This window comes from Dyella halodurans (genome assembly GCF_026283925.1).
GTDB lineage: Bacteria > Pseudomonadota > Gammaproteobacteria > Xanthomonadales > Rhodanobacteraceae > Dyella > Dyella halodurans.
In genome coordinates, this window is sequence record NZ_JAPDPF010000003.1 from 411,733 (window position 1) to 434,766 (window position 23,034).

At 63.2% G+C, this 23,034-nt stretch carries 17 protein-coding genes; 5 read left to right on the plus strand and 12 right to left on the minus strand.

The genetic code is table 11. The annotated features are described in order from the left end of the window. The first annotated feature begins 90 nt into the window (after positions 1-90). The 3 genes from OUZ49_RS08585 (at position 91) to OUZ49_RS08595 (ending at position 6,008) form a co-directional block, all read left to right on the plus strand. Positions 91-2,952 carry an ATP-binding protein gene (locus OUZ49_RS08585; RefSeq protein WP_266149929.1) on the plus strand — a complete coding sequence of 954 codons (2,862 nt, stop codon included), beginning with the start codon at positions 91-93 and terminating at the stop codon, positions 2,950-2,952. A gap of 193 nt (positions 2,953-3,145) precedes the next feature. Beyond that, positions 3,146-4,774 (plus strand): FecR family protein, encoded by a 1,629-nt coding sequence (locus OUZ49_RS08590; protein WP_266149930.1) that lies wholly within the window; start codon positions 3,146-3,148, stop codon positions 4,772-4,774. Positions 4,775-4,805: 31 nt separating this feature from the next. Further along, on the plus strand, positions 4,806-6,008 hold the full coding sequence (locus tag OUZ49_RS08595; protein ID WP_266149931.1) for a CHASE2 domain-containing protein: 1,203 nt from the start codon (positions 4,806-4,808) through the stop codon (positions 6,006-6,008). A 29-nt stretch (positions 6,009-6,037) separates the two neighbouring features. Here OUZ49_RS08595 and OUZ49_RS08600 read toward each other — a convergent pair whose 3' ends face one another. The 11 genes from OUZ49_RS08600 to OUZ49_RS08650 form a co-directional block, all read right to left on the minus strand. Then, a complete protein-coding gene (locus OUZ49_RS08600; protein ID WP_266149932.1) occupies positions 6,038-6,283 on the minus strand; it encodes a hypothetical protein in 246 nt (81 codons plus the stop codon). A gap of 146 nt (positions 6,284-6,429) precedes the next feature. Next, entirely contained in the window at positions 6,430-6,825 is a 396-nt protein-coding gene (locus tag OUZ49_RS08605; RefSeq protein WP_465251858.1) for a GFA family protein, read from the minus strand. A 46-nt stretch (positions 6,826-6,871) separates the two neighbouring features. Beyond that, positions 6,872-7,399 (minus strand): GNAT family N-acetyltransferase, encoded by a 528-nt coding sequence (locus tag OUZ49_RS08610; RefSeq protein WP_266149934.1) that lies wholly within the window; start codon positions 7,397-7,399, stop codon positions 6,872-6,874. A gap of 139 nt (positions 7,400-7,538) precedes the next feature. After that, entirely contained in the window at positions 7,539-8,591 is a 1,053-nt protein-coding gene (rsgA, locus tag OUZ49_RS08615) for a ribosome small subunit-dependent GTPase A (RefSeq protein ID WP_266149935.1), read from the minus strand. Positions 8,592-8,887: 296 nt separating this feature from the next. Beyond that, the gene (locus OUZ49_RS08620) at positions 8,888-11,962 is read right to left on the minus strand and encodes an efflux RND transporter permease subunit (protein WP_266149936.1); all 3,075 of its coding nucleotides are present in this window, start codon (positions 11,960-11,962) and stop codon (positions 8,888-8,890) included. Positions 11,963-12,009: 47 nt separating this feature from the next. After that, on the minus strand, positions 12,010-13,194 hold the full coding sequence (locus tag OUZ49_RS08625; RefSeq protein ID WP_266149937.1) for an efflux RND transporter periplasmic adaptor subunit: 1,185 nt from the start codon (positions 13,192-13,194) through the stop codon (positions 12,010-12,012). Next, positions 13,184-14,695 carry an efflux transporter outer membrane subunit gene (locus OUZ49_RS08630; RefSeq protein WP_266149939.1) on the minus strand — a complete coding sequence of 504 codons (1,512 nt, stop codon included), beginning with the start codon at positions 14,693-14,695 and terminating at the stop codon, positions 13,184-13,186. Before OUZ49_RS08630 ends, OUZ49_RS08625 begins: the two co-directional genes overlap by 11 nt. A 258-nt stretch (positions 14,696-14,953) precedes the next feature. Further along, positions 14,954-16,231 carry an NRAMP family divalent metal transporter gene (locus OUZ49_RS08635; RefSeq protein ID WP_266149940.1) on the minus strand — a complete coding sequence of 426 codons (1,278 nt, stop codon included), beginning with the start codon at positions 16,229-16,231 and terminating at the stop codon, positions 14,954-14,956. Positions 16,232-16,514: 283 nt separating this feature from the next. Further along, on the minus strand, positions 16,515-16,712 hold the full coding sequence (locus OUZ49_RS08640) for a CsbD family protein (protein ID WP_266149941.1): 198 nt from the start codon (positions 16,710-16,712) through the stop codon (positions 16,515-16,517). A 60-nt stretch (positions 16,713-16,772) separates the two neighbouring features. Further along, positions 16,773-17,117, minus strand: coding sequence for a BON domain-containing protein (locus OUZ49_RS08645; protein ID WP_266150046.1), 345 nt, complete (start codon positions 17,115-17,117; stop codon positions 16,773-16,775). A 46-nt stretch (positions 17,118-17,163) separates the two neighbouring features. After that, a complete protein-coding gene (locus tag OUZ49_RS08650) occupies positions 17,164-17,325 on the minus strand; it encodes a hypothetical protein (RefSeq protein ID WP_266149942.1) in 162 nt (53 codons plus the stop codon). Between the two features lie 172 nt (positions 17,326-17,497). On the opposite strand from OUZ49_RS08650, the gene OUZ49_RS08655 reads away from it, so the two are divergent. Continuing rightward, positions 17,498-18,970, plus strand: coding sequence for a helix-turn-helix transcriptional regulator (locus tag OUZ49_RS08655; protein WP_266149943.1), 1,473 nt, complete (start codon positions 17,498-17,500; stop codon positions 18,968-18,970). Between the two features lie 320 nt (positions 18,971-19,290). After that, positions 19,291-20,856: a phospholipase D-like domain-containing protein gene (locus OUZ49_RS08660; protein WP_266149944.1), complete on the plus strand. Its 1,566-nt coding sequence runs from the start codon at positions 19,291-19,293 to the stop codon at positions 20,854-20,856. 134 nt (positions 20,857-20,990) lie between these two features. On the opposite strand, the gene OUZ49_RS08665 is transcribed toward OUZ49_RS08660, so the two are convergent. After that, complete coding sequence (locus OUZ49_RS08665; protein WP_266149945.1) at positions 20,991-22,757, minus strand: aspartyl protease family protein; 1,767 nt, start codon at positions 22,755-22,757, stop codon at positions 20,991-20,993. Between the last annotated feature and the right edge of the window lie 277 nt (positions 22,758-23,034).

Consider the following 23,034-nt stretch of genomic DNA (forward strand, 5'->3'; position numbering starts at 1 on the left):
GCTCGCCTTGACCCGACTTCCGCACCGCATCAGCTGTTCCATGCGGCGCATTCCCTTACGCACCTCCAAGCGTCAACACGCGGACAATTCATGCAAGCCAAGTCAGTCTTTACCTTGCTTGCAACAAGCTCACTCGGCCTCGTGTTCCCGTGGTCGGACAACCAGGCAACGGCGCTATCCCCGATGGCGTTGACCCTGGCGCTCTTGTTGATGTTCACCGCCACGCTCGCGTTTGCATTGGCGTGGCTGCTGCAAATGAAAAATCGCAAGACGAAATACCTGCAGGACCAGCTACTCGCGCAGCGCTCTCTGTGTCAGGAGGCGTTGAACGCCTTGCCTCTACCCATCGCACTGCATGGCATGAATGGCCAGCCCGCGATCGTCAATGCGTCGGGTCGTAGCGTGCCTGGCGCCCTCGAAGCCATCATGGCGGTCATAGGTGGCGCCGACTTTGCCGCAAAAAAACCAGCACTCCTGCAAGGGCAGACCAGTCAGCACGCGCTTGAGTACACGGGCGCCGACGGCGACGTGCATCCTGCCCATGCCTGGATTCGCACCATCTTCGACCAGCATGGGCAGGTCCAGGGCTATGCCAGTTCGCTGCTCGACATCACGGCATTTCGCGATGCCGAACGCGAGGCAAAAGCAAGCGAACGCAGTCTGGACGAACTCGCCCGACGCATTCCCGTCGTCGTGCTTACCCTGCTGCTTGATGCAGGCAACGCACGACACCTGACATTTGCCACCGGCAATATGAAGGCCCTTTTCAATGCGGATTTGCGCGACCTGAAGGACACCGATGGGTCGCTGCGCACGGCAGCCTTGCGCGACTGCATCCACCCCGAAGACTGGTCTGCATTCGAGCAATTGATCGCACCCGCGACGACTGATCCACAGACTCGCGATCTCGACTTTCGCACGTTTGGCCAGCACGGCCTGCGCTGGATTCACGCGACGCTCGCGCCGACGCAGCAAGCGGACGGAACCTCTCGGCTCATGGGCTATTTCATTGACACGACCGAGTTGAACCTGCGCAACGAAGCCTTGCGCGTAGCCCGCGACGTCGCCGAGCGCGCGTCCAAGGCGAAAGGCGATTTCCTTGCCATCATGAGCCACGAAATCCGCACGCCGATGAACGGTTTGATCGGCATGCTCGAGCTGTTCGGCCATACGCCGATCAACCAGGAACAGCGCGAGTTACTCCAGGCCGTTGGGGATTCCGCGGGAAACCTGCTGCAAATCCTCAACGACATCCTGGACTTCTCCAAGCTCGAAGCAGGTGATGTCCGCCTTGACCTGACAGCCTTCGATCCGCGTTTGTGGATGGACCATGTGGCCGGCGTGATGACGGCGGCGGCGCATAAAAAGGGCCTCGACATTCACTTCTCCACGGATGCCAGCGTGGCCGGCCAGCTGCGTGGCGACGGCCTTCGACTCGGACAGGTTTTGCTCAACCTGTTGAGCAACGCCATCAAGTTCACCGATCGCGGCGGGGTCTCTGCACGGCTTGTCGCCTTGGGCGATAGCGGCTCGCACCAGCGTCTGTGCCTGAGCGTCAGCGATACCGGTATCGGCATCGAGAGCGACAAACAGGCGGCGCTGTTCAAACCCTTTGCGCAGGCCGAGGCGTGGACCAGCCGTCGTTACGGTGGCACCGGCCTTGGATTGGCGATTTGCCATCACCTGGTGCAGCTGATGGAAGGCTCCATCGAGCTGATCAGCGAAGTGGATGCCGGCACGACGGTGAACGTGGAGGTGCGCCTGCCGGTGGGTGAGCGCGCCATAGAGGCTCCGGGCGCGCTGCACGGACGCCACGCCGTCGTCCGACTCGAATCGACTGAAACGACGGCGACGCTTGGCGCTTATCTGCACGCTGCCGGGATGACGGTGGAACAGGTCGACCCTTCCCAACCGATGCGTGAGGGCATGGCGGCCAGTCTTCTCTTTGTCGATGTCACCGACGTGGTGAGCCAGACTCAGATCAACGCGCATGTCGTTGCGGTCACCACACAGCCGCTGGTGCCGGCGGGCATGCAATGGAAGGACGAACGCATCCTGCTAAGCGCGAATCCGCTGAAGTGGCAGTCCACCCTGCGCGCCAGCATGGCGGCGCTTGAGCTGGACGATCCGGCCGGGCGGCGGTCGCTGCAGGACGACAGCGGCGGCACCCAACCGCTCGCCGTCATGCCGTTTGTCCAGAGCACCGACGCGGGGCTGCCAGTCCATCACGGCCACATCCTGGTGGCTGAAGATCACCCCATCAGCCAGCAACTGATACGGCGTCAGCTCGGCCTGCTCGGGCTCAGCTGCGATGTCGTCGATAACGGGCGCGACGCGTACGAGGCGCTCACTGGCGGCGACTACGCGTTGCTGCTCACGGACTGCAACATGCCCCAGATGAGCGGGTATGAGCTCGCCCGGGCGTGGCGAGCACATGAGGACACCACCGGCGCCCCGCATCGTCTCCCCTTGATCGCCATGACCGCCAACGCCTTGAGCGGCCAAACGGCGCGTGCGCGGGAGGCAGGCATGAGCGATGTGCTCAGCAAACCGCTGCAGTTGTTGGCGCTCAGCCAAAAGCTGGCGCAGTGGTTGCCGGGACCGACACCCCTACGCGCCAGCGCCGATGCCCCGACTGGCAGCCGCGGCGTCAAAGACACGGCCACGCAGGCGGAGCTCGAGCAACTTTTCACCACGACCAGCCTGGGCGACCTGCAGGATCTGCGCGCTTGCCTGGCGGCGGCGGACGCGCCGGCGGCGACCCAGGTCTTGCATCGCCTGCTTGGTGCCCTGCCCTTGTTCGCCGATGGCGACCTGCTGGAGCAGGGCCGGCAGCTGTTCGAGGCGCTGCAAGCCGAAGGCGGGAAACAAGCCCTGCCTGGGCTAAACGGATTTATGCAGCGGACAGAGGAGCTGCTGTCAACGCTCAACCGGTCACGCCTGATTTTGTGATGCAGTTGGCAATTACGAGACGCGTCCACGATAATTGACGCGCTGGAAGTCGCAACGACGTCAGGGGCACGGGATGTTCCTCTGACGACGAAGGAGCAAGCGGCTGCAATACAGGGGGCTCTACAGGAACGTCGAGGTTGTCATGCCGCACCGGACAGGAGGCTTGCGCCGGCCGAAACACTGGCTGTTCGCCATGTTTCTCCTCACTGCATTTGCTTCCACCTTCGCCCCCACCCTCCCCGCCGCACCCGCCGACTGGAACTACCGGGTCCGCCCTGGCGATAACCTATGGGACCTGGCGGGCCGCTATATGAAGCCCGACGTGCCCTGGCAGACGTTGCAGGACTACAACCAGGTCGGCGATCCGCTACATCTGCCGCCCGGCATAACCCTACGCGTGCCCGTGGCATGGCTGCGACTGCAGCCTGCGCCGGCGCGGGTGTTGGCGATTATCGGCGTCGCCGAAGCGAAGGTCCGCGCCTCGCTCCCCGCCGTGCCGGTCACCCAGGGCATGTCGGTCGGGTATGGCACGGAACTGGTGACGCAACATGATGCGAGCCTCACGCTGGAACTCGCAGACGGCTCGCGCGTCTTGATGCAGAGCGACAGCGAGCTGGTGCTGGATCGCCTCAGCGAATACGGCCGCACCGGGATGGTCGATACACGCATGCGCCTGAAGCGCGGACGCGTCAGCACCGATGTGAGGCCGCTGACGGGCAGTGCGGCCCGCTTCACCATATCGACCCCGAATACGCTCTCGAGCGTGCGCGGCACGCATTTCCGCGTGGTGGCCGACGCCGATCAGGGCATGGCGCGCACCGAAGTCGTTTCCGGCCGCGTCGATGTGGGCAACGACAAGCGGCACGTGTTGGTAAGCACAGGAACCGGCGTGGCGACCGCATCCGGCGCCAGTCCAGGCCAGCTGGAAGCGTTGCTGTCGGCGCCCGAGATGGACTGCCCGCGCCAACCCATCGGCCTGTTGCCGGGCACCATCCGCTGGAAACCGCTGGCTGGCGCCGGGCACTACCGCATCCAGGTGGCGTCCACCGACAAGTTCGAAGCGCTGGTCATGGACCAAGTTGTCGATGGCCCCCAGGCCTCGCTACCCAGCCTTGCGGATGGCCCTCACGCGTTGCGCGTGCGCGGGATCCGCAGCAGCCAGCTTGAAGGTCTGGATGCCATCTGCAGCTTCGTGATCGCCGCCCATCCGCAGCCGCCCCTGATCATCGAACCGCAACCCGGCACCAAGGTACGCGGGACGCGTCCAGGCTTCCGCTGGACCGAAAACGAGGAAGCGGCGAGTTACGCGTGGCAGCTCTCCGACGATGCTTCTTTCGACCACGTACTGGACAGCATGCCCACCGTCATCGGCGACCGGGCGCGCACGCATGCATCCTTGCCCTACGGACGCTATTACTGGCGGATAGCCAGCCGCGACCAGCATGGCAAGTTGGGCCCGTTCACCGAGGCAATCGCGTTCGAGCTTGTGGCCGAGCCGCCCGCACCGCAACCGGGCGTGCCAAGGCACCAGCATGGTGACTTGGTATTGAGCTGGCCTGCCGGCAGCGCGGAGCAGCGTTATCGCATCCAGTTGGCGCGCAAACCCGACTTTGCCGACCCGGCCGTGGACCAGATGCTCGACCAACCCCAGCTCAACCTGACGAAGCTGTCCTCGGGCAAGTGGTACGTGCGCGTGCAGACCATCGATACCGACGGCTACGCGGGCCCGTGGGGCGCGGTGCAGCGCACGCGCGTGCCCTGCGCGGCATGTCGCTGGGTGGCTGCCGGCGGCGGTGCCGCCCTGCTGTGGCTGGTGCTATGACGGGTCTGGCGAACACGCCGGCAAACGCCTGATGGCAAGCGCGTTGCCCTTGCTCAAACGTGCCCTCGCCTGGGTCGCGGGCGTCGCTGCCTTGTTGCTGCTGTTCGCCAGCAGCGCGACCGAGCGTTTCGACAACGCGCTCTACGATGCCCACATGCGTCACTGGTCGTACCCGACCAGTGACAAGGTGATGATCGTCGCCATCGATCCGCAAAGCCTGGCCACGCTCGGCAACTGGCCCTGGCCCCGCGCCATCCACGCGAAGCTGATCGAGCGACTGAGCCAGGCCGGCGTGCGCGGTATCGGCGTCGATATCGCCATGGCCGAAGCGGACATCAGCCACCCCGGCAACGATCGCGCATTCGCCGAGAGCATCGGCAAGCAAGCACATGTGGTCATGCCCGTGTTTGCAGAGGCCGCTGAGCTGGGCGGTGTGCTTGAAGAAATACTGCCGACACCCGACATCGCGCGCAACGCCGCCGCATTGGGCCATGTGGATGCCGCCAAGGACAGCGATGGCGTGACTCGTGGCGTCTACCTCAAGGCAGGACTGGGCCGGCCGCAGTGGCCCGCGCTGGCGCTGGCGCTTTACGACATGGGCAAACCCGAACCGCTGCAGACACTACCCGGCCTGCGCAGGCCGGACGACCAGCCCGATTCGCCGTACCAGTGGATGCGCGACAACTACGCGTTGATCCGTTTCGCCGGCAACTCCGGCAGCTTCGACCGGGTGTCGTATGTCGACGTGCTGCAAGGGCGTGTCCCTCCCGAACTGCTGACGGGGCGCTGGATCCTGATCGGCGCGACGGCAGCGGGCCTGGGCGACCAGCTCGCCACTTCCGCATCCGGCATCAACGATCCGCTGCCAGGCGTCGAGTATCAGGCGAACGTGCTCGAGTCCTTGTACGACAACAGCTTGATCACGCCACTGAGTCTCCCCGCCCAGTTGCTGCTCGGCGCGCTGCTGCTTGCCTTGCTGCTGGTGCTCTTTGGCATGCCCGGCTTTCGCCGCAGCTGGCCAGTGGCACTCGTCGCCCTGGTCGCCACGCCCATGTTGAGTCTCTGGCTGCTGCGACGGTTCAGCGTCTGGTGGCCGCCGGGCTGCTGTCTGCTGGTAACTGCATCAGGGCTTGTGGCGCATGTCGCCCTGAGCAGACTCGAGCAACGCCACGAGCGGCGCATGACATCACGACTCGCCATCAACGACGCCTGGTGGACCAGGGGGAACGTGTGATCGGCATGCAGAGATCCTGATGCGCCAAGCTACGACTTCGGCGTCGCCTTGCGGTAGCGATATTCCTGCATGAGCCACATGGCCATGCCATAGCCAGCGCCGGTGAGCAGCCACAGCATGGCCGATGCCGGCGTGGTGAACCGGGGATGAGGAATCATGAACGTCATGATGACGAACATCGGCACGCCGTACGCCAGCACACCGCTCAACAGCACGAATCGATACTTTCCTCGCGCACGTGTTCTTGCCCAGCGCTCGAACTCACTTGCCTTCATATGCTTTCCTGTTCAACCCGACAGCGGGCTGACATTCGGCGCCGATCATAACGCGGCGCGGGACCATCTCCGCGCCGCATGTTTTTCCGTTGGAACTCCGTCCATGCATTGCCCGCCGTGGCCAGCGCCCGTCGCAGGGCGATGCGTCAGGCCTCGTGCTCGAGACCGTCGGGCAGCGTCACCCAATGGTGCATGCACTCTTCGTAGACCGAGACTTGCGGCGCTGGAAAGTTCGGATTCGCAAAGCCACCAATAGGAACACCGACCACGTCGTCCAGGCCTTCCAGCTGGTAGTAAACCGTCGCACCACACACCGGACAGAAGTAAAACGTGCCCGTGCCACCGGAATCACTCGTGCGCACATATTTCGTAGCCTGGCCCCGTATCACCACGCTTTCCAGGCGGAAGCGCGCCTGCACCCCGAACACGCTACCCGTGCGTCGCTGGCAGGCGTGGCAGTGACAGATCGAGATGCGCAGCGGCTCCTCCGTTGCGCGAAGCATGAGTTGCCTGCAACTGCAGGTTGCGACACGCTGTGTCATGCGTTGTGTCCCCGAAAGCTACAAGACAACGGCTATCTCTCGCCCGCTATTCTTCACCTAGCGCGAGGCGAAAGCCAAACACCGGCAGCGCCGCCTGCAGAAAATCGATCTCCGGCGCCCGCTGAAAGCCCATCCGCTCATACATGTCCCAGGCCACGCGCATGGCCTCGGTGCTATGCAAGACCACTTGCTGGTGGCCCTGCTCCCGCGCGAGCCTGATGCAAGCCTCGGTCAGCGCCTTGCCCACGCCCCTGCCACGCACCGCAGGAGCCACCCCTAGCAGCCGGATACCTGCCGCGTTCTCTATCGTTGCCGCCACGCTGGCGGCGCCGTACTCCGCCATATCGCCGAGATAGACCACGCCGCCCACCAACTCGCCGTCCATCAAGGCCACCAGCACCTGGGCACCGTTCTTCCGGGTGAAGTCACCGATATTCGCCAGCATTTCGTAGTAACGCGGCTGCTGGGTCGGTGTGGGGAAACCTTCCAGCCCGCCATAGACGCCGACCAAAAGCTGGCCGAGGGCTTGAAACTCTTCGGGGCGAATATCGCGAACGACGATCGGCTGACTCATGGACACTCCCAGCGACAAGGCGGCCGGCACTATACGCGCTCCACCGCCACGGCTGGCAGGTCCAGCAAGCCTGCACGGAATCGAGCCGGGAGCGTTTTCGGCTGGCGCGCCCGGCCGCAAGGCCGACTGACGCTCCACGTTAGCGTCCCAGCCGATCTCGCTTCGCTCGCATCGCTTCTTTAGCCATGGCACCGAACTGGCGACTTTGCTCGCGTTTCTCGCGCAGCGTGCGTTGTGCCACAGCCGCTTCGCGCTGGAGTTTTCGATAGTTCGCGAGTCGCCGATGATCCAGCGTGCCTGCGGCCAGCGCACGCTCCACCGCGCAATCCGCATCACCCTCGTGGTGGCAATCGCGGAACCGGCATTGCTCAGCCAGGGCTTCGATATCGTCGAAGACGCTATCGAGCGCCGACTCGGCGGCACCGATGCGAAGCTCGCGCATGCCTGGCGTATCGATGACCCAGGCCCCCGATGCCGTCGGAAACATTTCCCTTGCGGTAGTCGTATGCCGCCCCTTCGCATCGTCTTCGCGAATAGTCCGGGTTTGTTGCGATGCCTCGCCGAGCAAGCGGTTGGTCAGGGTCGATTTGCCCACGCCGGAGGAGCCGACAAAGGCCACCGTGCGCCCTGTCGCGAGCCAGCGAGCCAACGGCGCGACGGCCATTGTATCCGTGGCATTCAGCGCGACGACCGTCACCGCCCCCAGGGCCGCTCGTGCCTCGGCAACATATTCGTTGGCCGTGTCGCTCAGGTCGACCTTGGTAAACACGAGCACGGGCTCGACGCCAGCCTCGCAGGCCAACGCGAGATAGCGTTCCAGGCGCGACAGGTTGAAGTCGTCGTTGCACGAGGTGACGATGAAGAGCGTGTCGACGTTCGCCGCGATGGATTGACGCCGATGGTCGCCACCGGCGGCCACGCGTTCGATCAAGGACTGGCGTGGCAGCAAGCGCATCACCCGGTCCGCCTCGTGCTCGACCAGGACCCAATCGCCAACGGCGACAGCCGACTCCGCCTCGAGCAGATGGTGCGGCAATACCACCGACCCGGTACCGCGCGAGGAAAGCACGGACAGACCACTGCGATGCACGGCGAGCACGCGCGCCGGATAGCCCGCTTCGAAATCCGTCAACGTCAAATGCTGGGCGTAGCCAGGCTGCCAGCCGAGCTGGGAAAGCGTTTGAAAAGACATGGGGAAACCCTGGATGCAAGAAATACGACGGCCTCCCGTCAGGGAGCCGAACGAATCGCCAGGGAGCAACGCGAGTGGGTGAAACGAGCCAGCCCAATGGCTGGCGTAACGATCAGACGCGCATCGACCCGGCGGAGGCAGCTGCTACAACAATCATGGTCATGACCTCCTCTTGCGGGGTTGATGGGAGGCGCAGGGTAGCCCCGCGCTGGGTAGCTTGCAAGTGCTGTGCGGCCTCGGTGCGGAGGCTGGACTGGGCGATGTCGCCATCGCCCTTCATCCAGGCGCGAATCAAGTCACACCTCCAACCTGTCGTCGGGACGCGCGACCAGCGTATACAGCGTTGGCATCAGGAACACGCTGATCAGCAGTCGCGTGAACAGGCCGCTGACAATGACCAGGGCAAACGGTCGTTGTGTATCCGTGCCGACGCCGGTCGCGAGTGCCGCCGGCAACAGGCCCAAAGCGGCGACCAGCGCCGTCATCATGATCGGGCGCAAGCGCAGGATGGCACCCTGGCGGATGGCTTCGTTGAGTTCGGTGCCGCCGCGGCGCAGCTCGTTGACATAGGAGATGTAGACCACGGCCGTTTGCACCGAGACGCCGAACAACGCCAGGAAGCCCACGCCGGACGACACCGAGAAAGGCGTGCCGGTGATCCACAGCGCCACGATGCCGCCCACCGGTGCCGAGAGCAACACGCCGAGCACGGTGATGAAGGGGAACTTGAAGTTGCTGTAGAGCGTGAACAGCAGCAGGAAGATCAAGGCCAGCGTCAGCGGCAGGATCACGTTCAACTGCGCCCGCGACGCCGTGTATTCGGTGTATTCACCGCCCCAGTCCAGACGATAGCCCTGCGGCAGCTTGACCTTCGCGTTGACCTGCTCAATCGCGTCGCCTACCGCGCCAGCCAGGTCGCGACCTTCCACCGAGAACTGCACGCCGATGTAGCGCGAATTGTCCTGGCGGTAGATGAAGGAGGCGCCGTTGGTGACCTGGATATCCGCGAACTCCTTGAGCGGAATCTGCTGTCCGTTCGGCGTGGTGACGAGGATGTTCCTGATCTGCTCGGGGTTGTCGCGATACTGCTGTTCGAGGCGGACCACCAGATCGAACTGTTTTTCACCCTGCATGACCTGGGTGGCCACGTCACCACCGATGGCCGTCTGGATCAGGCCATTGATGTCGGAGACATTCAGTCCATAACGTGCGATCTTCGCCCGGTCGATCTTGATGGTGAGGCTGGGCTGACCCAGTTCCTGCACCAGGGTCACGTCGCGAATGCCGCGCACGTGCTCCAGCAGCTGCTTGATGGCCTTGCCCTTCTGCTCGAGCGTATTGAGGTCGGAACCGAACACCTTGACCGCCAGCGCGCTCTTCAAGCCGGTCTCCGCCTCGTCCACCGCATCTTCGGCCGGCTGCGTGTAGTTGAAGATGATGCCGGGAAACGCTTCGAGCTTGTGATTGATGGCCTCGATCAAGGTGGCCTTGTTGCGATACGTGCCGGTCCATTGCGAGTAAGGCTTGAGTCCCACATAGAACTCGACATTGAAGAAGCCGGTCGAATCCGTACCGTCATCGGGGCGTCCCAGTTCGGAGGCGACCGTGGTGACTTCGGGGAAGGAGCGCAGCACCTCGCGCACCTTGGGCGTGATCTTCGACGCTTCCTCGAACGAAATCGTATACGGCATCGTGGCGCGCACCCACAGCGCGCCCTCGTCCAGTTGCGGCATGAACTCCGCGCCGATGCGCGGGATCAGCAGCAGCGAAAGCATCAGCAGGAAGGCCGAGGCGATCGTGGTGCCCCAGGGCCGCGCAAGACAGAAGTCGAGGCCCTTGATGTAGACCGACTTGATCGCCTCGAACGCGCGATTGCGCCGTTCCTGCACGCCCTTGCGCATGAACCACGCGCACAGCACCGGCAACAAGGTCAGCGTGACCACCAGGGAGCCAATCAGGGCGAAGATCATGGTGTCGGCCATGGGCTTGAACAGCACGCCCGACGGTCCCGCCAGCACGTAGATCGGCAGGAAGCTGACCACGATCACGGCGACCGCGTAGAACAGCGGGCGATCCACCTCGGCCGCCGCGTCGCGGATGATCTCCTTGATGTTGAGCGGCGTGCCCTTGCGCTCGGCGATCTGGCGGAAGATGTTCTCCACCATCACCACGGCGGCGTCCACCAGGATGCCGAAGTCCACGGCGCCGATGGACAGCAGATTGGCCGAGGCGCCCTGCAGATCCAGGCAGATGAACGCGAACAGCAAGGCCAGCGGAATGGTGGTGGCGACGATCAGGCCCGCGCGCACGTCGTACAGGAAGAAGATCAGGATCACCACCACCAGCAACATGCCGCGCAGCAGGTTGTCCTCGACGATCCTCGTGGTCAGCGCGATCAGGTCGGTGCGGTCGTAGAACGGCACGACCTTGACGTCCTTGGGCAGGATCTGGTCGTTGAGTTCCGTCGTCTTTGCCTCGACGCGCTTCAGCACGTCCTGAGTCTTCTCGCCCGTGCGCAGGAGGATCACACCCTCGACCGCATCGTCCTGTTTCTCGTAGCCGAATTCGCCGAGGCGAGGCGCAATGCCGATCACCACGCGGCCGACATCCTTCACCAGTACGGGCGTGCCGTCGTGCACGGCGACCACTACGTTGCCGATGTCCTCCAGCGTCTCCACGCGCCCCGCGCCGCGCACGTAGTAAAACTGCCCGCCTTGCGAATAGAAGCCGCCGCCGGCATTGGCATTGTTGGCCGTGAGCGCGGCCTCCACCTGTACCGCGGACAGGCCCACCGCCGCGATCTTGGCCTGGTCGAGCAACACCTGGTACTGCATGGTGCCGCCGCCGAAACCGGAATCGTCAGCCACGCCAGGGACGGATTTGTACTGCGGCTCGACCGTCCAGTCCTCGAGCGTCTTCAGCTCCATTGGCGACCGGTCCGAGCTTTGCAGCACGTACCGGTAAATCAGTCCCGACGGCGCCGAGAGCGGCGCCACCGAAGGCGTGACGCCGCTGGGCAAGGTCAGATCACCCAGTCGGTTGAACACCTCCTGGCGTGCAAAATTGTTGTCCGTGCCGTTCTGGAAGGTCAGGATGACGTCGGACAAACCGTAGAGCGAGATGGAGCGCGTATTGGCCGTCTTCGGCGTGCCGTTCATGCCCAACTCGACCGGCACCGTGATCAGGCGCTCCACTTCTTCGGCGGCATGCCCCGGCCATTGGGTAATGATCTCGACGATGGGCGGCGACAGATCGGGATACGCATCCACCGGCAGGCGCCCAAGCGAGCGAGCGCCGGCACCGGTCAGCATGAGCGTCATCAGGATGACGAGGAACGGCTGGCCCAGCGACGCGGCGACGATCCGGTTCATGAACGACGCCGTGCGCGACGGCGATACGCCTGGAGGCAGTTGGTCGCTCATTGGTCTTGCATGAACTGGACGAAGATGCCGCCGTCAACCACGACCTGCTCACCGGCCTTGACGCCGGAGGCGATCTCAAACTGGTCGCCGGTGCGATAGCCGACCGTCACCGGTCGCCGTGCAAAACTGCCATCGCGTTCGGCAATGTAGACGAACGGCAGATTCTCGTCGTCGCGCAGGATCGCCGATACCGGCACCAGCAGGCCGCTGGTTTCCTGGCGGGCATGAATCTTCACGTCGACGTACATCTGCTTCTTCAACAGCGCAGCAGGGTTGTCGACCACTACGCGCGCCGCCACCAGACGGGTATCCGGATTGACCAGCGCCGAGATGTTCGACACCGTGCCCGACAGGTTTTTCGACGCCGCCGTCACCACGTCCGCCGCATCGCCCAGGCCGATGTCGGCGAGGTCCGATTCGGGAACCTGCGCCATCACCCATACCCGCGAAAGATCCGCCACGGTGAAAGTCGGCGTGGTGCCCGCCTGCAGCAATTGCCCCGGCGTAATCTGCTTGTCCACCACGGTGCCGCTTATGGGCGAGCGGATGAAGCCCTGGATCGGCGCGATCGGCCGGCCTTCCTCGATGGCCTTGATGGTCTGCGGATCCACATTCAGCGACACCAGCGCCTTCAGCGCCGCGTCGCGATCCGCATCGGCATTCGCGGCATCGGTTTCCGCCTGGTCTTCCTCACGCTGCGCCACGCCCTGGTGCAGCACCAGATCCTTCTCCAGATCGGCCAGGCGACGCGCGGTATGCGCGGTGGTAAGCGCCTTGCGATAGGCGCTTACCGCAGCGGCAAAGTCGGGAGAATCCACGACGGCGAGCGGATCGCCCTTCTTGACCCGGTCGCCGATATCCACCAGCAGCCGCGACACGGGGCCGGAAATGGGTGCCAGCACGGCCGTGGCATGATCGTTGTCGAAGTCCACGGTACCCGTGGTCTCGATCGTCTTGTGAAAGCTCGACGCCACCACCGTATGCAGGCGAACGTGCTCGCGCTGCGCCGCCGTGAGCGTCACGTTGCGGGCTTCCCCGCTGGCAGGCGGCGCGTTGTCGTCGGTCTTGCTCGAGCAGCCGGCAAGCATCAGCAAGGTAGTCGCCGCCAGCATGGCAGCGACAGGCACGCGCCTGCCCGCACGCCACACCACCGGCACGCCGTAGTACCGTCTATTTTTCATTTTTATCCTGGGCCAGATCGGCGCGATTCCACCATCCACCACCAAGCGCCTGGAACAGCGCCGCCGTGTCGGCATAGCGATTGGCCTGGGCTTGCACCAGGTTGATCCGCGCTTGCAGATAGGACTGTTGGGCATTCAACAACGAGAGATAATTGGCATAGCCGGCCGTCAACTGGCGCTGCGACAGATCCAGCGTGCGTTTGGCGGCGTCAGCGGCGGCCGCGGCCGCCTTCAGGCCTTCGGCATCCTGTTCCAGCGCGGTCAGCGTGTCGGCCACATTCTGGAAGGCTGCCAGCACCGTACTGCGGTATTGCTCGGCCGCCTGCACATAGGCCGCCTTGGCCGCGCGCTCCTGGTGCAGCAAGGTGCCGCCCTGGAAGATCGGCGCGGTGAGATCGGCACCCAGGCCCCAGAAGCCGGTGCCCGACTTGAATAGCTGATCCATGGCCAGCGCGGTACTGCCGGCATTCGCGCTCAACACGATATTGGGCAGCCGGTTGGCGATGGCGACGCCGATCTGCGCGCTGGCCGCATGCATATTTGCCTCGGCCTGGCGTACGTCAGGACGTTGCTCAACGAGAGCCGAGGGAAGACTCAGTGGCAGCTCCTGCGGCAACTGCAGGCTCGCCAGCGCCAAGGTTTCGTCCTGCGCCTGGTTCGGCATCTTTCCCGCCAGCACCGCAAGCAGGTCGCGTTGCTGGGCCAGCTGCTTGATCAACGGCGGCAGCGTGGCCCTGGTCTGCTCCAGCTGGGATTCCTGCGCGGCGAGGTCGAGGCCACTGGCATAGCCCTTGGCCAGTTGCTCGCGCAGGATCGCGACCATGTGGGTATTGATGTCGATCAGCTCGCGCGTCGCGTCGATCTGGGCCTGCAGCGAGCCCGCCTGGACGGCGGCGGCCACCACATTCGTGCTCAAGGTGATCTGCGCCGCGACCATCTCGAAGCGCACCGCCTGCTCCTGCGCCTGCACCGATTCCGTGGTGCGGCGGTTGAGCCCGAAGATATCCGGCACGTAGGAAATGCTGACCTGCGGCGTGTACAGGTTGTACAGGAATGTATTGGAGTTGGGCGTCGGCGAGATGGACTCGGATTGCTTCTGGCGGCTGGCCGAGAAACTGGCTGCCACGCTGGGGTAGTACGCGCCGCGCTGCGCCAGCACATTTTCCCTGGCGACGGTCAGCGCAGCCTTGGCCGCCTTCAGATCATGGTTGTTGGCGAGCGATTGATCGATCAGCTCATTCAACGGCTTCGAATGAAATACCGTCCACCAGTCGCCGGGGATGTCGCCTCCCTGGGCGAAATGCTGGGATTCCCCTCCGGCCACGTTCGGGGTGGCCACGGTAGATGAAACCGGATGCGCGGTGTAATCGCTGGCGCCGGGAGCATCGGGCCGCTTGAAGTCGGGCCCCACGGCGCAGCCAGCCAACAGCGTGGAGGCCAGGACCACGACGAAACGCAGACGGCGGACAGACGACGAATTGGCAAACGCGGAAACTTCCATTACAGGACCAGTTCTCTTCTTGTCTGCCCTGGCCAGCTGAGCGTCCCTGGTTGGGTCAGGTATCGGTGCCCCGATATCCTCGGCAATCACCTGCCCCGGTCACCCTGCGCCCTGCATGGCCGCCATCCCCTGATGGCTGCAGAGATATATCACACGGCCGCGCGAACGGCGCCGGGCCGGCAGCGAAAGTTTTCACGCCGGCAGATGGCGGACGTCGGCCATTCGCCTCTGGACGACGCTACTGGCCTCCACCGCGTATCACTTGCCCCAGGTCGCAAACATCACGACAGCGGCGGTCGTCATGACGGCAGTAGCAATCCAGCCCCAGACTTTCAGTGAGGGGTTCAAGGTGTACTCACCCATGATCCGGTGATTCGTGCTCACCAGCATGATCATCACCATCATGGGCACGGCGGCCACGCCATTGATCACGGCGCTCCAGTACAAGGCCTTGATCGGGTCAATCGGTGTGAAGTTGAGCGCGACACCCGCCAGACTCGACAGGATCAACACCCCATAAAACAACTTGGCCCGCTGCAGCTTGTGCTCCAGGCCAGAGGGATAGCCGAGGACGCCTGCCGCGGCAAAGGCGGTGGAACCTGCCAGCACGGGCACCGCCAGCAAGCCGGTGCCGATAATGCCGGCAGCAAACAGCACAAAGGCGAATCGCCCGGCCAGGGGACGCAGCGCTTCGGCTGCATCCGACGACGACTGGATATCGGTCTTGCCGTGCGCATGCAGGACCACGGCCGCCGTCAGGATGATGCAACCGGCCACGATGTTGGAGAACACCATGCCGATCGAAGTATCCAGCCGAATACGCTGGAGTGCGTCGGCGCCTTGTTCCGGGGCGTGCTTGAGCGGCTCACGCTCGTCACTGGCACGCATCTCCTCGACCTCTTGCGCCGCCTGCCAGATGAAGAGATACGGGCTGATCGTGGTGCCGAGCACCGCGACGATCGCCACCGCGTAGCGGGCATTGAGCGCGGCCTTGGGCAGGACGGTTCCCTTGATCACGTCGGCCCAGGGCACATGAATGACGAACACGGTGGCGACGTAGGCAAACAAGCTCAAGGTCAGCAGCTTCAGCACCGGCGAATAGCGCGAGAACGGAATAAAAACCTGCAGCACGACCGACAAGATGGCGAAAGCAGCCACATACAGGTGGGCCGGTCCGCCTATCAGCAGCTTGAGCGCTGCGCCCATGGCCCCGAAGTCCGCCGCCAGATTGATCACGTTGGCGACCACCACCATGAGTATCAGCGAGCGTACCCATGCAGGCGGATAGTGTTTGCGCAGGTTCGAGCCGATGTCCCGGCCGGATGCGCGACCGATCTGGGCGCTGATCGCCTGGATCGCGATCATCAGCGGCATCGCCAGCACTAGACTCCAGATCGTCGCGAAGCCGTAAGCGGCACCTACCTGTGAGTAGGTGGCAATGCCACTGGGGTCATCGTCCGCCGCGCCCGCGATCAGGCCAGCGCCAAGCCGCTTGAAAAGGGAGGGACCGCTGCCGTCCTCACCTGACATCGTCATGGCCGCGACTACATTGCCCCGCATCGTGAGCCTAACTTTGTTCAGTCCGAGTCAACGCACGCTGGCACGTTGCGCATGGCCTGCCGAGTCGACCCATCTTCGGCGCAGGGCTCCCGGCCGGCGGCAACCCCTGCGCCGGGTGCGGCTAGAACACGTGGGTGAAGAAGTAGATGAGAACCAGCAGGCCGAGGGGCACGCCCAGCAACCACGCAAGAAGGTATTTTTTCATGGGTACGCTCTCCGCCAGGGAAGGCGGCGCGATGGCCGCCTTCCGACATCGCGATTACAGCTTTCCGTCGAATTCCCTGATCTGCTTCTCTGCCTCGTCCCTGGCAATGCCATAGCGCTCCTGCAGCTTGCCCGCGAGATATTCGCTATTTCCCTCGGCGACCTTGAGGTCGTCGTCGGTCAGCTTCCCCCACTTCGCCTTGAGCTTCCCGCTAAGTTGTTTCCATTGCCCTTTGATCTTGTCATCGTTCATGCGTGAATCCTCTTGATGGGTTGGCACATGCCTTGGCCGTGGCGGCCTGGCGTGCGCTCGCTAGTCCTTGACCTTGAGGCCGGATGCGTCGACGTTCGTCACGCCCTTGACGCCCCTGGCCGCGGCAACCGCCTTTTTGACGGCCGTATCGCTTGCAAGGACACCAATGAGGGTGACCTCGCCGTTGACGGTCTTGACCGAAATGTCGGTGCTTTTCACGCCATCGGTCGAAGCCAGCTCGGCTTTCACCTTGGTGGTTATCCACGTATCCGACGTGGGCTGGTCTGAGTGAGCCTGGCTGTCCTGCACAGGCGAAGCCTGGACCGCTTGCCCAGGACTCACCCAGGCTCCAAGCGACAGCAGCGTCGCCAGGGCGAGCGCGGGAATCGTGTTGGGGAATCGCATAAAAACCTCGTCTTTCGGGCGCCGAAACGCCCGCTTTGGCCATGTCTTAGCGCTTGTGGTTCGCGTCACGATCCGCACCGCGGTGATCCTGCCGGTTCGGATCGCTGGGCTTGGACTGCCCGTGATGCTGCTTGTCGTCATCACGCTGCGGCGACATCGGTTTGCGCTCGGTGGACTGATGGGGATCGGGCTTATGGGTCGTATTCATCGCTATCTCCGTTGATGGGAAACCCACCGGGTACTCGGTGGTGAATTCAACCTACGAGTCGCGCCCGATGCCGACCAGAGCAAGTGGCACTAGTTGATCTAGTATTCTTGCCAGGGGAGAGGCGTGGCTTTGCGCTAAACGTGCTAGATCGAAGAAGTGCTGTGGGGTGACCATGGGCGCGAAAACTTCCAGACCGAAGGTCGATCGGGGCCAGCTACAGCAGATCGTCGCAGGCCTCACCGAGGGCATTCTGCTGCTTGATCCGGACCATTCGATCGTGTGGGCGAACGAGACTGCCCTGGCGATACACGGCGTCGATAAGCTGGCCGATCTTGGCGCCACCGCCACGCAGTATCGAAAGCATTTCATCCTCACCTATCGAAACCACCACGCGCTCAAGGCGGCGCAGTATCCGATCGAGCGTGTGCTCAGAGGGGAGTTGTTCCGCGACGTGGTCGTCCAGGTAACGCGGCCCGACGACGAGGATTTCTACCGCGTTCATCAGACGCGGAGCCTGGTCCTGACCAATGCGGCAAGCCTGGGCGAGTCGATGGTCCTGGTCATGCAGGATGTCACCGATCGATATAACGCGGAGGATCGGTTTGAACGAGCCTTCAACGCGAATCCCGCGCCTGCGCTGATCTGCCGGCTATCGGATTTGCGCTACATCAAGGTCAACCAGGGTTTCCTTGAAATGACCGCATACGACCGCGACGACATCATCGATCACTCCATGTACGAACTGGATGTCCTGGAGAAAGCCGATGGCCGCGAGGCGGCGGTTCAGTGCCTTCAGGAATGGACCACCATTGCGCAGAGAGAGGCAGTACTACGGCTACCCGACGGGGAGGAGAAATTCGTCATCGTCGCCGGCCAACCCATCGAGATCGAAGAGGACGATTGCATGCTCTTCACCTTCATCGATCTCGAGGCGCGCAAGAAGGCAGAAATCTCACTGGCTCATAGCGAGGAACGCTTCTCCAAGGCTTTCCGTCTTGCCCCCGTCCCCATGATGGTCTGTGCGCTGCCCGAGCTGCGCATCATCGAGGTCAATGCGGCGTTTTCCACCGTGACCGGGCATGTCACTGATGACATCCTGGGCAAGACCACGACCGAGCTGCATCTATGGAGCGACCCGAAGCTCTATCGCGAACTCCAGGCCCGACTGGACGCACAGGAAGCGGTGCGGGAGCAGGAAATAGCCCTGCGAACACGCGAAGGCGCCATCATCGATTGCCTGTTTTCGGGTGAGCCGGTGGTCATCCAGGATCAGCCCTGCGTCCTGTGCGTGGCCCAGGACATCACGGAGCGCAAGCGATCGGAGATGGACCTGATCGCGGCAATCGATGCCGTGATGCAGGACGCGTCCTGGTTCAGCAGGACACTGATGGAAAAACTGGCTCAAGTGAGGGATTCGGGCAAGGGGAGCCACGCGACGTCCGAGCTGGACGACCTGACTCCGCGCGAGAGGGAGGTTCTGGTCCTCCTGTGCAAGGGCCACAGCGACGAGGACATCGCGACCAGCCTGCAACTCTCGCGCAATACCGTACGCAACCATGTCGCCACCTTGTACGGCAAGATCGGCGTCAATCGACGCAGCGCAGCGGTGATTTGGGGGCGTGAACGTGGCGTGGTTGGTTATTGATGTGAGTTGGCGTCCCACAGGAACCCACCGTCCTCCCGCCGCCTTCGAGCGCGTTGGCGTTCGCCCGGATAGCGCGACGCCACCACGGACAAGGCGTCCTCACACCATCTCGATTAACCGCAGGCAACATCAGGTAGAACATGCAAATGCACGCAACGCCCCGGACGCGCAAGGGATTTTACAGGCTACCCGATTGAAGTTTCGGGAATTTCCGCCGGGCGCTCAGCACGGATAGCATCGAAGTGTGTTAAATGGTCGGCTCGTGCCGGGTGCGCGCAAGTCCAGAACATCCTTCCGACAGGTCGTCTTGGAGCCGCAACATGCGAACAGATCGTGCGATCGTCGCGTATGCCTTCGCAGCGCTTTGCCTCCTTCTACAGGCATGTGGCTCGCTTCCGCCAAGCACGGACAAGCCGGAGTCGCACCACCTGCCGCCGGCCTCCGATACGCCATCTGCGAAGTACACACAAGCGGAAGTGGACCAGCATCAGCATCAGTCCGGCTTCCGCTTGCTGACCCTGAGCACGAATGCGCTGCTTAGTCGCATAGCCCTGGTGGACCACGCCAAGCATTCGATCGATCTGCAGTACTACATTTTCGCCAGTGACATGACGGGCCATCTGCTGATGCAGCACCTGCTCACGGCGGCGGATCGCGGGGTGCGCGTGCGCATCCTGATCGACGACAACAACTTTACCGACGAAGACCACCTGTTTGATGCGCTCAATTCACACCCCAATATCAAGGTGAGATTGTTCAACCCGCTGCAGACGAGAAATCCCTCCGCCATTTCCCGCGCAACACAATTCGTGCTCGATTGGCGCCGCCTGAATCGACGCATGCACAACAAATCGCTCATCGTCGATAACAGCGTTGCCATCATTGGCGGGAGAAACATCGGGGATCCCTATTTCGATGCGGGCAGCGACACCCATTTTCGCGATCTCGACGTGGTGGCGATCGGACCAGTCGTCCAGCAGGCATCGGCGGCCTTCGACGACTACTGGAATTGCGATGCCGCCTATCCGCTCAAGAGCCTGACCAACGCAGACGATTCCGCCCAGCGCCTGGCCGCGGCGCGGCAAATCCTCCAGGGCAAGGTGCGCGCGTTCAAGGAGTCCGACTATGCGCAAACGGTTCTGGATGAGCTGCCCACGGGCCCCACCGCGGATCGACGAGGCGCCTGGTTCTGGGGCGAGGCCGAGCTGGTTGCCGATCAGCCCGAGAAAATCGAGACCAGCCGGGACGTGCCTGCCCTGCGCATCGGCTCGAAGCTGAAGGCGATGATCGACGGTGCGCAGCACCAGATCCTGGCAACGACGCCCTACTTCATTCCGGGGGACGAAGGCACCGAGCATCTCATATCCCTCGTGCAGCGAGGCGTGACGGTCAAGGTGCTGACGAATTCGCTGGCCTCGACCGACGAGACGGCGGCGCACGCTGGTTACGTGCACTACCGCAAGCGCCTGCTCGAAGGAGGCGTGATGCTTTACGAGCTGAGACCGTCCATGGGCCAGGCCCAGCCGTCGACGACGCTGGGCAAGTCCTCCGGTGTCAGCCTGCACGCGAAGACCATCGTGGTGGATGGCCGCCAGGTTTTCATCGGCTCGTTGAACATGGATCAGCGTTCGAAGTTGCTGAATACAGAAATGGGCATCATCGTCGACTCACCCGGTCTTGCGCAGGCCGTCACTGACTTTTTCAACACGGCGGCACTGCCCGCGAACGCCTTTCAGGTCACGCTTGACCCGAGCTCTCACCGCCTGAGCTGGCACGCCACCGACGATGGCAAGGACGTCGTCTATCACGAGGAGCCGGATGCGAATACGAAGAAGCGCGTGGAAGTGTCCTTTCTTCGCATGCTGCCCATCGATGGCCTGCTCTGACACACGACCGACCCGCCATGCAGTGACTGCGTGGCGGGTCGGCGATCGTCGTGGGTACCGGTATGCCCATGGCCAAGTCGAAGCAAGGTCCCGTTTGCCCCCCCTCATCGCCCCGCCGGTGATCGCTGTTCGCCCTAGGGCCCCGCTGCGACCAAACCGTACTTGGTGGCGCGTGCCTCGATTTGCGGATCCAGCGCGCGCGCAGCGACGAGATCGGCGTTACCCGCTTCCGGCTGGCCACCGCGGATCTTGGCCAGGCCCAGGCCATAGCGGGTCCACGCGGAATTCGGGTTTTTCGCGATGGCCTGCTCGTAGGCCTTGATCGACTCGGGATAATGTCCCAGCCGCAACTCAATCAGGCCCAGACTGTCGAGATAGGCCGGGTTTTCGCCATCGCGCCTGATCGCCTTGCGGCAGTCGCTCAAGGCATCGTCGAGCATCTGATTGCTCAGGCCACGCGCCCAACAGCGCTCGTTCAGCGCGAGCCCGAGCAAGGCATCGCCGTTGTGCAGGCGAATCCAGTCATCCAGCATCGGCAGCGCCGCGGCGGGTTGATCGAGTTGGATGTAGAGGGCAGCCACCGAACGCGCCCGCGCGGACCCGGCTGGCGCCAGCGCGCTCGCCGCCGCCACATCGGACGCGGCTCCCGTGCGGTCCTTCTGCGCAAGGCGAAGTCCGGCGCGCATCAACAACGCATCGACATTCTTCGGATCGAGGTTCAGGGACTTGTCCAGGTCGCTGAGCGCGGCATCGCGCTGTTTGTCCGCCGCATGCGCCGCTGCACGGGCAACATAGTAAGCCGCTTGATCGGGCGCCAAGCGGATCGCTTCGTCGAGATCGGCGACGGCGGCATGCGATTCTCCGCGAGACAGGTGGGCCTGGCCCAATAGGGCGTACTCGCCCGCGCTCTTGGGCGCCGCCCCATTGACGTCCGAAGCGGCGCCGGCATCGGATGTGTCGCTGTCACTCGGCGCTGCGGCAAGGGCAAACACGCGCCCGCCGTTATAGGTGAAATAGGCCTTCTTCTTGTCGTTGGCGATGAACATGTGATGGGCGAGAAGAAAATCCAGGCCGAGCAGCATGTCGGTGTTGTCGCCTATCCTTCCGTCGATGACCAGCATCTGACTGTGCTGGATCAATTCCGAACCGACCGAGAACGAGTCAATGTTGACCGTCCAGGTCTTGAGCCTCTTGGCGCCGATGCCGTAGCTGCCGCCGCCAGCCTTGGCATCTGGCCCACTCAAATTGATGCCGGCTCGTTCGGCGGCGTCACGACTCAGCAAGGTGGCGGGTGCGCCCGAATCGAGCACGGCGCGCACCTTCCTGCCATTGATCGTCACCGTGAAAAAGGTACGCTTGTCGAACTCGCTACGGGCCGGCTCGATATCGGCGACGTTGTAATTGCCATCCTTTGCCCAATACGCGAGCGACACATTATCGCAGTGCTCCGTTTTGAACATCGTCATCTTGCCCTGTGCAAGATCGATTTCAAGGTCGTAGAAATCGAGCATGAGGGCACCAAGCAAGCCAGCGCCGATATCGGTGCCGCCGACGAGGAAGTCCACGTTTTTGAGCGTCGTGTCGAGGATGCCGAATTCCTTGACGTGCGTTTGCTGGACGTTCGCCGAGCCTCCAATGCCATTGATGCGAAACCCCATGGGCGCGGGTTCCAGCCTGAGTCCAAGCGCCGACGCGTTGGCACTCGACATGATATTGAAGAAGGCCCCGGTATCGATGATGAAGCGCGTATTGGTCCCATTGACCTTCGCCATGGTGGTGGCTCGATCGCCGACCATTTCCACAGGCAGCGTGCCGTAACTCGTCACATGGCAGGCGTCGGCCCAGGCCTGACCTGTGAGCAGAACGCCCATGCCGAGACAGCAAAAGCGCAACCTATCCATCACCACTCCCCTGTTTGCCATGGCGGCAGATTCTATGTGCGACTATGAGTAGCGCAAGGATCATACGTTCTCCCTGCCCCCGATGCTGCGCATCCCTGATTGCCTGGTGACTGCGGGAAACTCGGAGCCGCGTGCGTGCGGGAACAGTTTGAATTCTAGGCTCATCTCCCGAGTAGGCGTAGCGACCAATCGAGGGTGCGAAGCGCATCTTGAGCAAGATCAATACCGGCTTGGATGCGGTTGACGGGGCGGTCCAGCCGTAGCCGTGGTCAGCGAG

Coding starts and splice junctions, on each gene's coding strand:
- OUZ49_RS08610 (WP_266149934.1), bottom strand. CDS start 7,399: ATGAGTCAGCCGATCGTCGTTCGCGATATTCGCCCCGAAGAGTTTCAA.
- OUZ49_RS08655 (WP_266149943.1), top strand. CDS start 17,498: ATGGGCGCGAAAACTTCCAGACCGAAGGTCGATCGGGGCCAGCTACAG.
- OUZ49_RS08665 (WP_266149945.1), bottom strand. CDS start 22,757: ATGGATAGGTTGCGCTTTTGCTGTCTCGGCATGGGCGTTCTGCTCACA.
- OUZ49_RS08605 (WP_465251858.1), bottom strand. CDS start 6,825: ATGACACAGCGTGTCGCAACCTGCAGTTGCAGGCAACTCATGCTTCGC.
- rsgA (WP_266149935.1), bottom strand. CDS start 8,591: ATGTCTTTTCAAACGCTTTCCCAGCTCGGCTGGCAGCCTGGCTACGCC.
- OUZ49_RS08585 (WP_266149929.1), top strand. CDS start 91: ATGCAAGCCAAGTCAGTCTTTACCTTGCTTGCAACAAGCTCACTCGGC.
- OUZ49_RS08660 (WP_266149944.1), top strand. CDS start 19,291: ATGCGAACAGATCGTGCGATCGTCGCGTATGCCTTCGCAGCGCTTTGC.
- OUZ49_RS08630 (WP_266149939.1), bottom strand. CDS start 14,695: ATGGAAGTTTCCGCGTTTGCCAATTCGTCGTCTGTCCGCCGTCTGCGT.
- OUZ49_RS08635 (WP_266149940.1), bottom strand. CDS start 16,231: ATGACGATGTCAGGTGAGGACGGCAGCGGTCCCTCCCTTTTCAAGCGG.
- OUZ49_RS08625 (WP_266149937.1), bottom strand. CDS start 13,194: ATGAAAAATAGACGGTACTACGGCGTGCCGGTGGTGTGGCGTGCGGGC.
- OUZ49_RS08620 (WP_266149936.1), bottom strand. CDS start 11,962: ATGAACCGGATCGTCGCCGCGTCGCTGGGCCAGCCGTTCCTCGTCATC.
- OUZ49_RS08600 (WP_266149932.1), bottom strand. CDS start 6,283: ATGAAGGCAAGTGAGTTCGAGCGCTGGGCAAGAACACGTGCGCGAGGA.
- OUZ49_RS08590 (WP_266149930.1), top strand. CDS start 3,146: ATGTTTCTCCTCACTGCATTTGCTTCCACCTTCGCCCCCACCCTCCCC.
- OUZ49_RS08650 (WP_266149942.1), bottom strand. CDS start 17,325: ATGAATACGACCCATAAGCCCGATCCCCATCAGTCCACCGAGCGCAAA.
- OUZ49_RS08595 (WP_266149931.1), top strand. CDS start 4,806: ATGGCAAGCGCGTTGCCCTTGCTCAAACGTGCCCTCGCCTGGGTCGCG.
- OUZ49_RS08645 (WP_266150046.1), bottom strand. CDS start 17,117: ATGCGATTCCCCAACACGATTCCCGCGCTCGCCCTGGCGACGCTGCTG.
- OUZ49_RS08640 (WP_266149941.1), bottom strand. CDS start 16,712: ATGAACGATGACAAGATCAAAGGGCAATGGAAACAACTTAGCGGGAAG.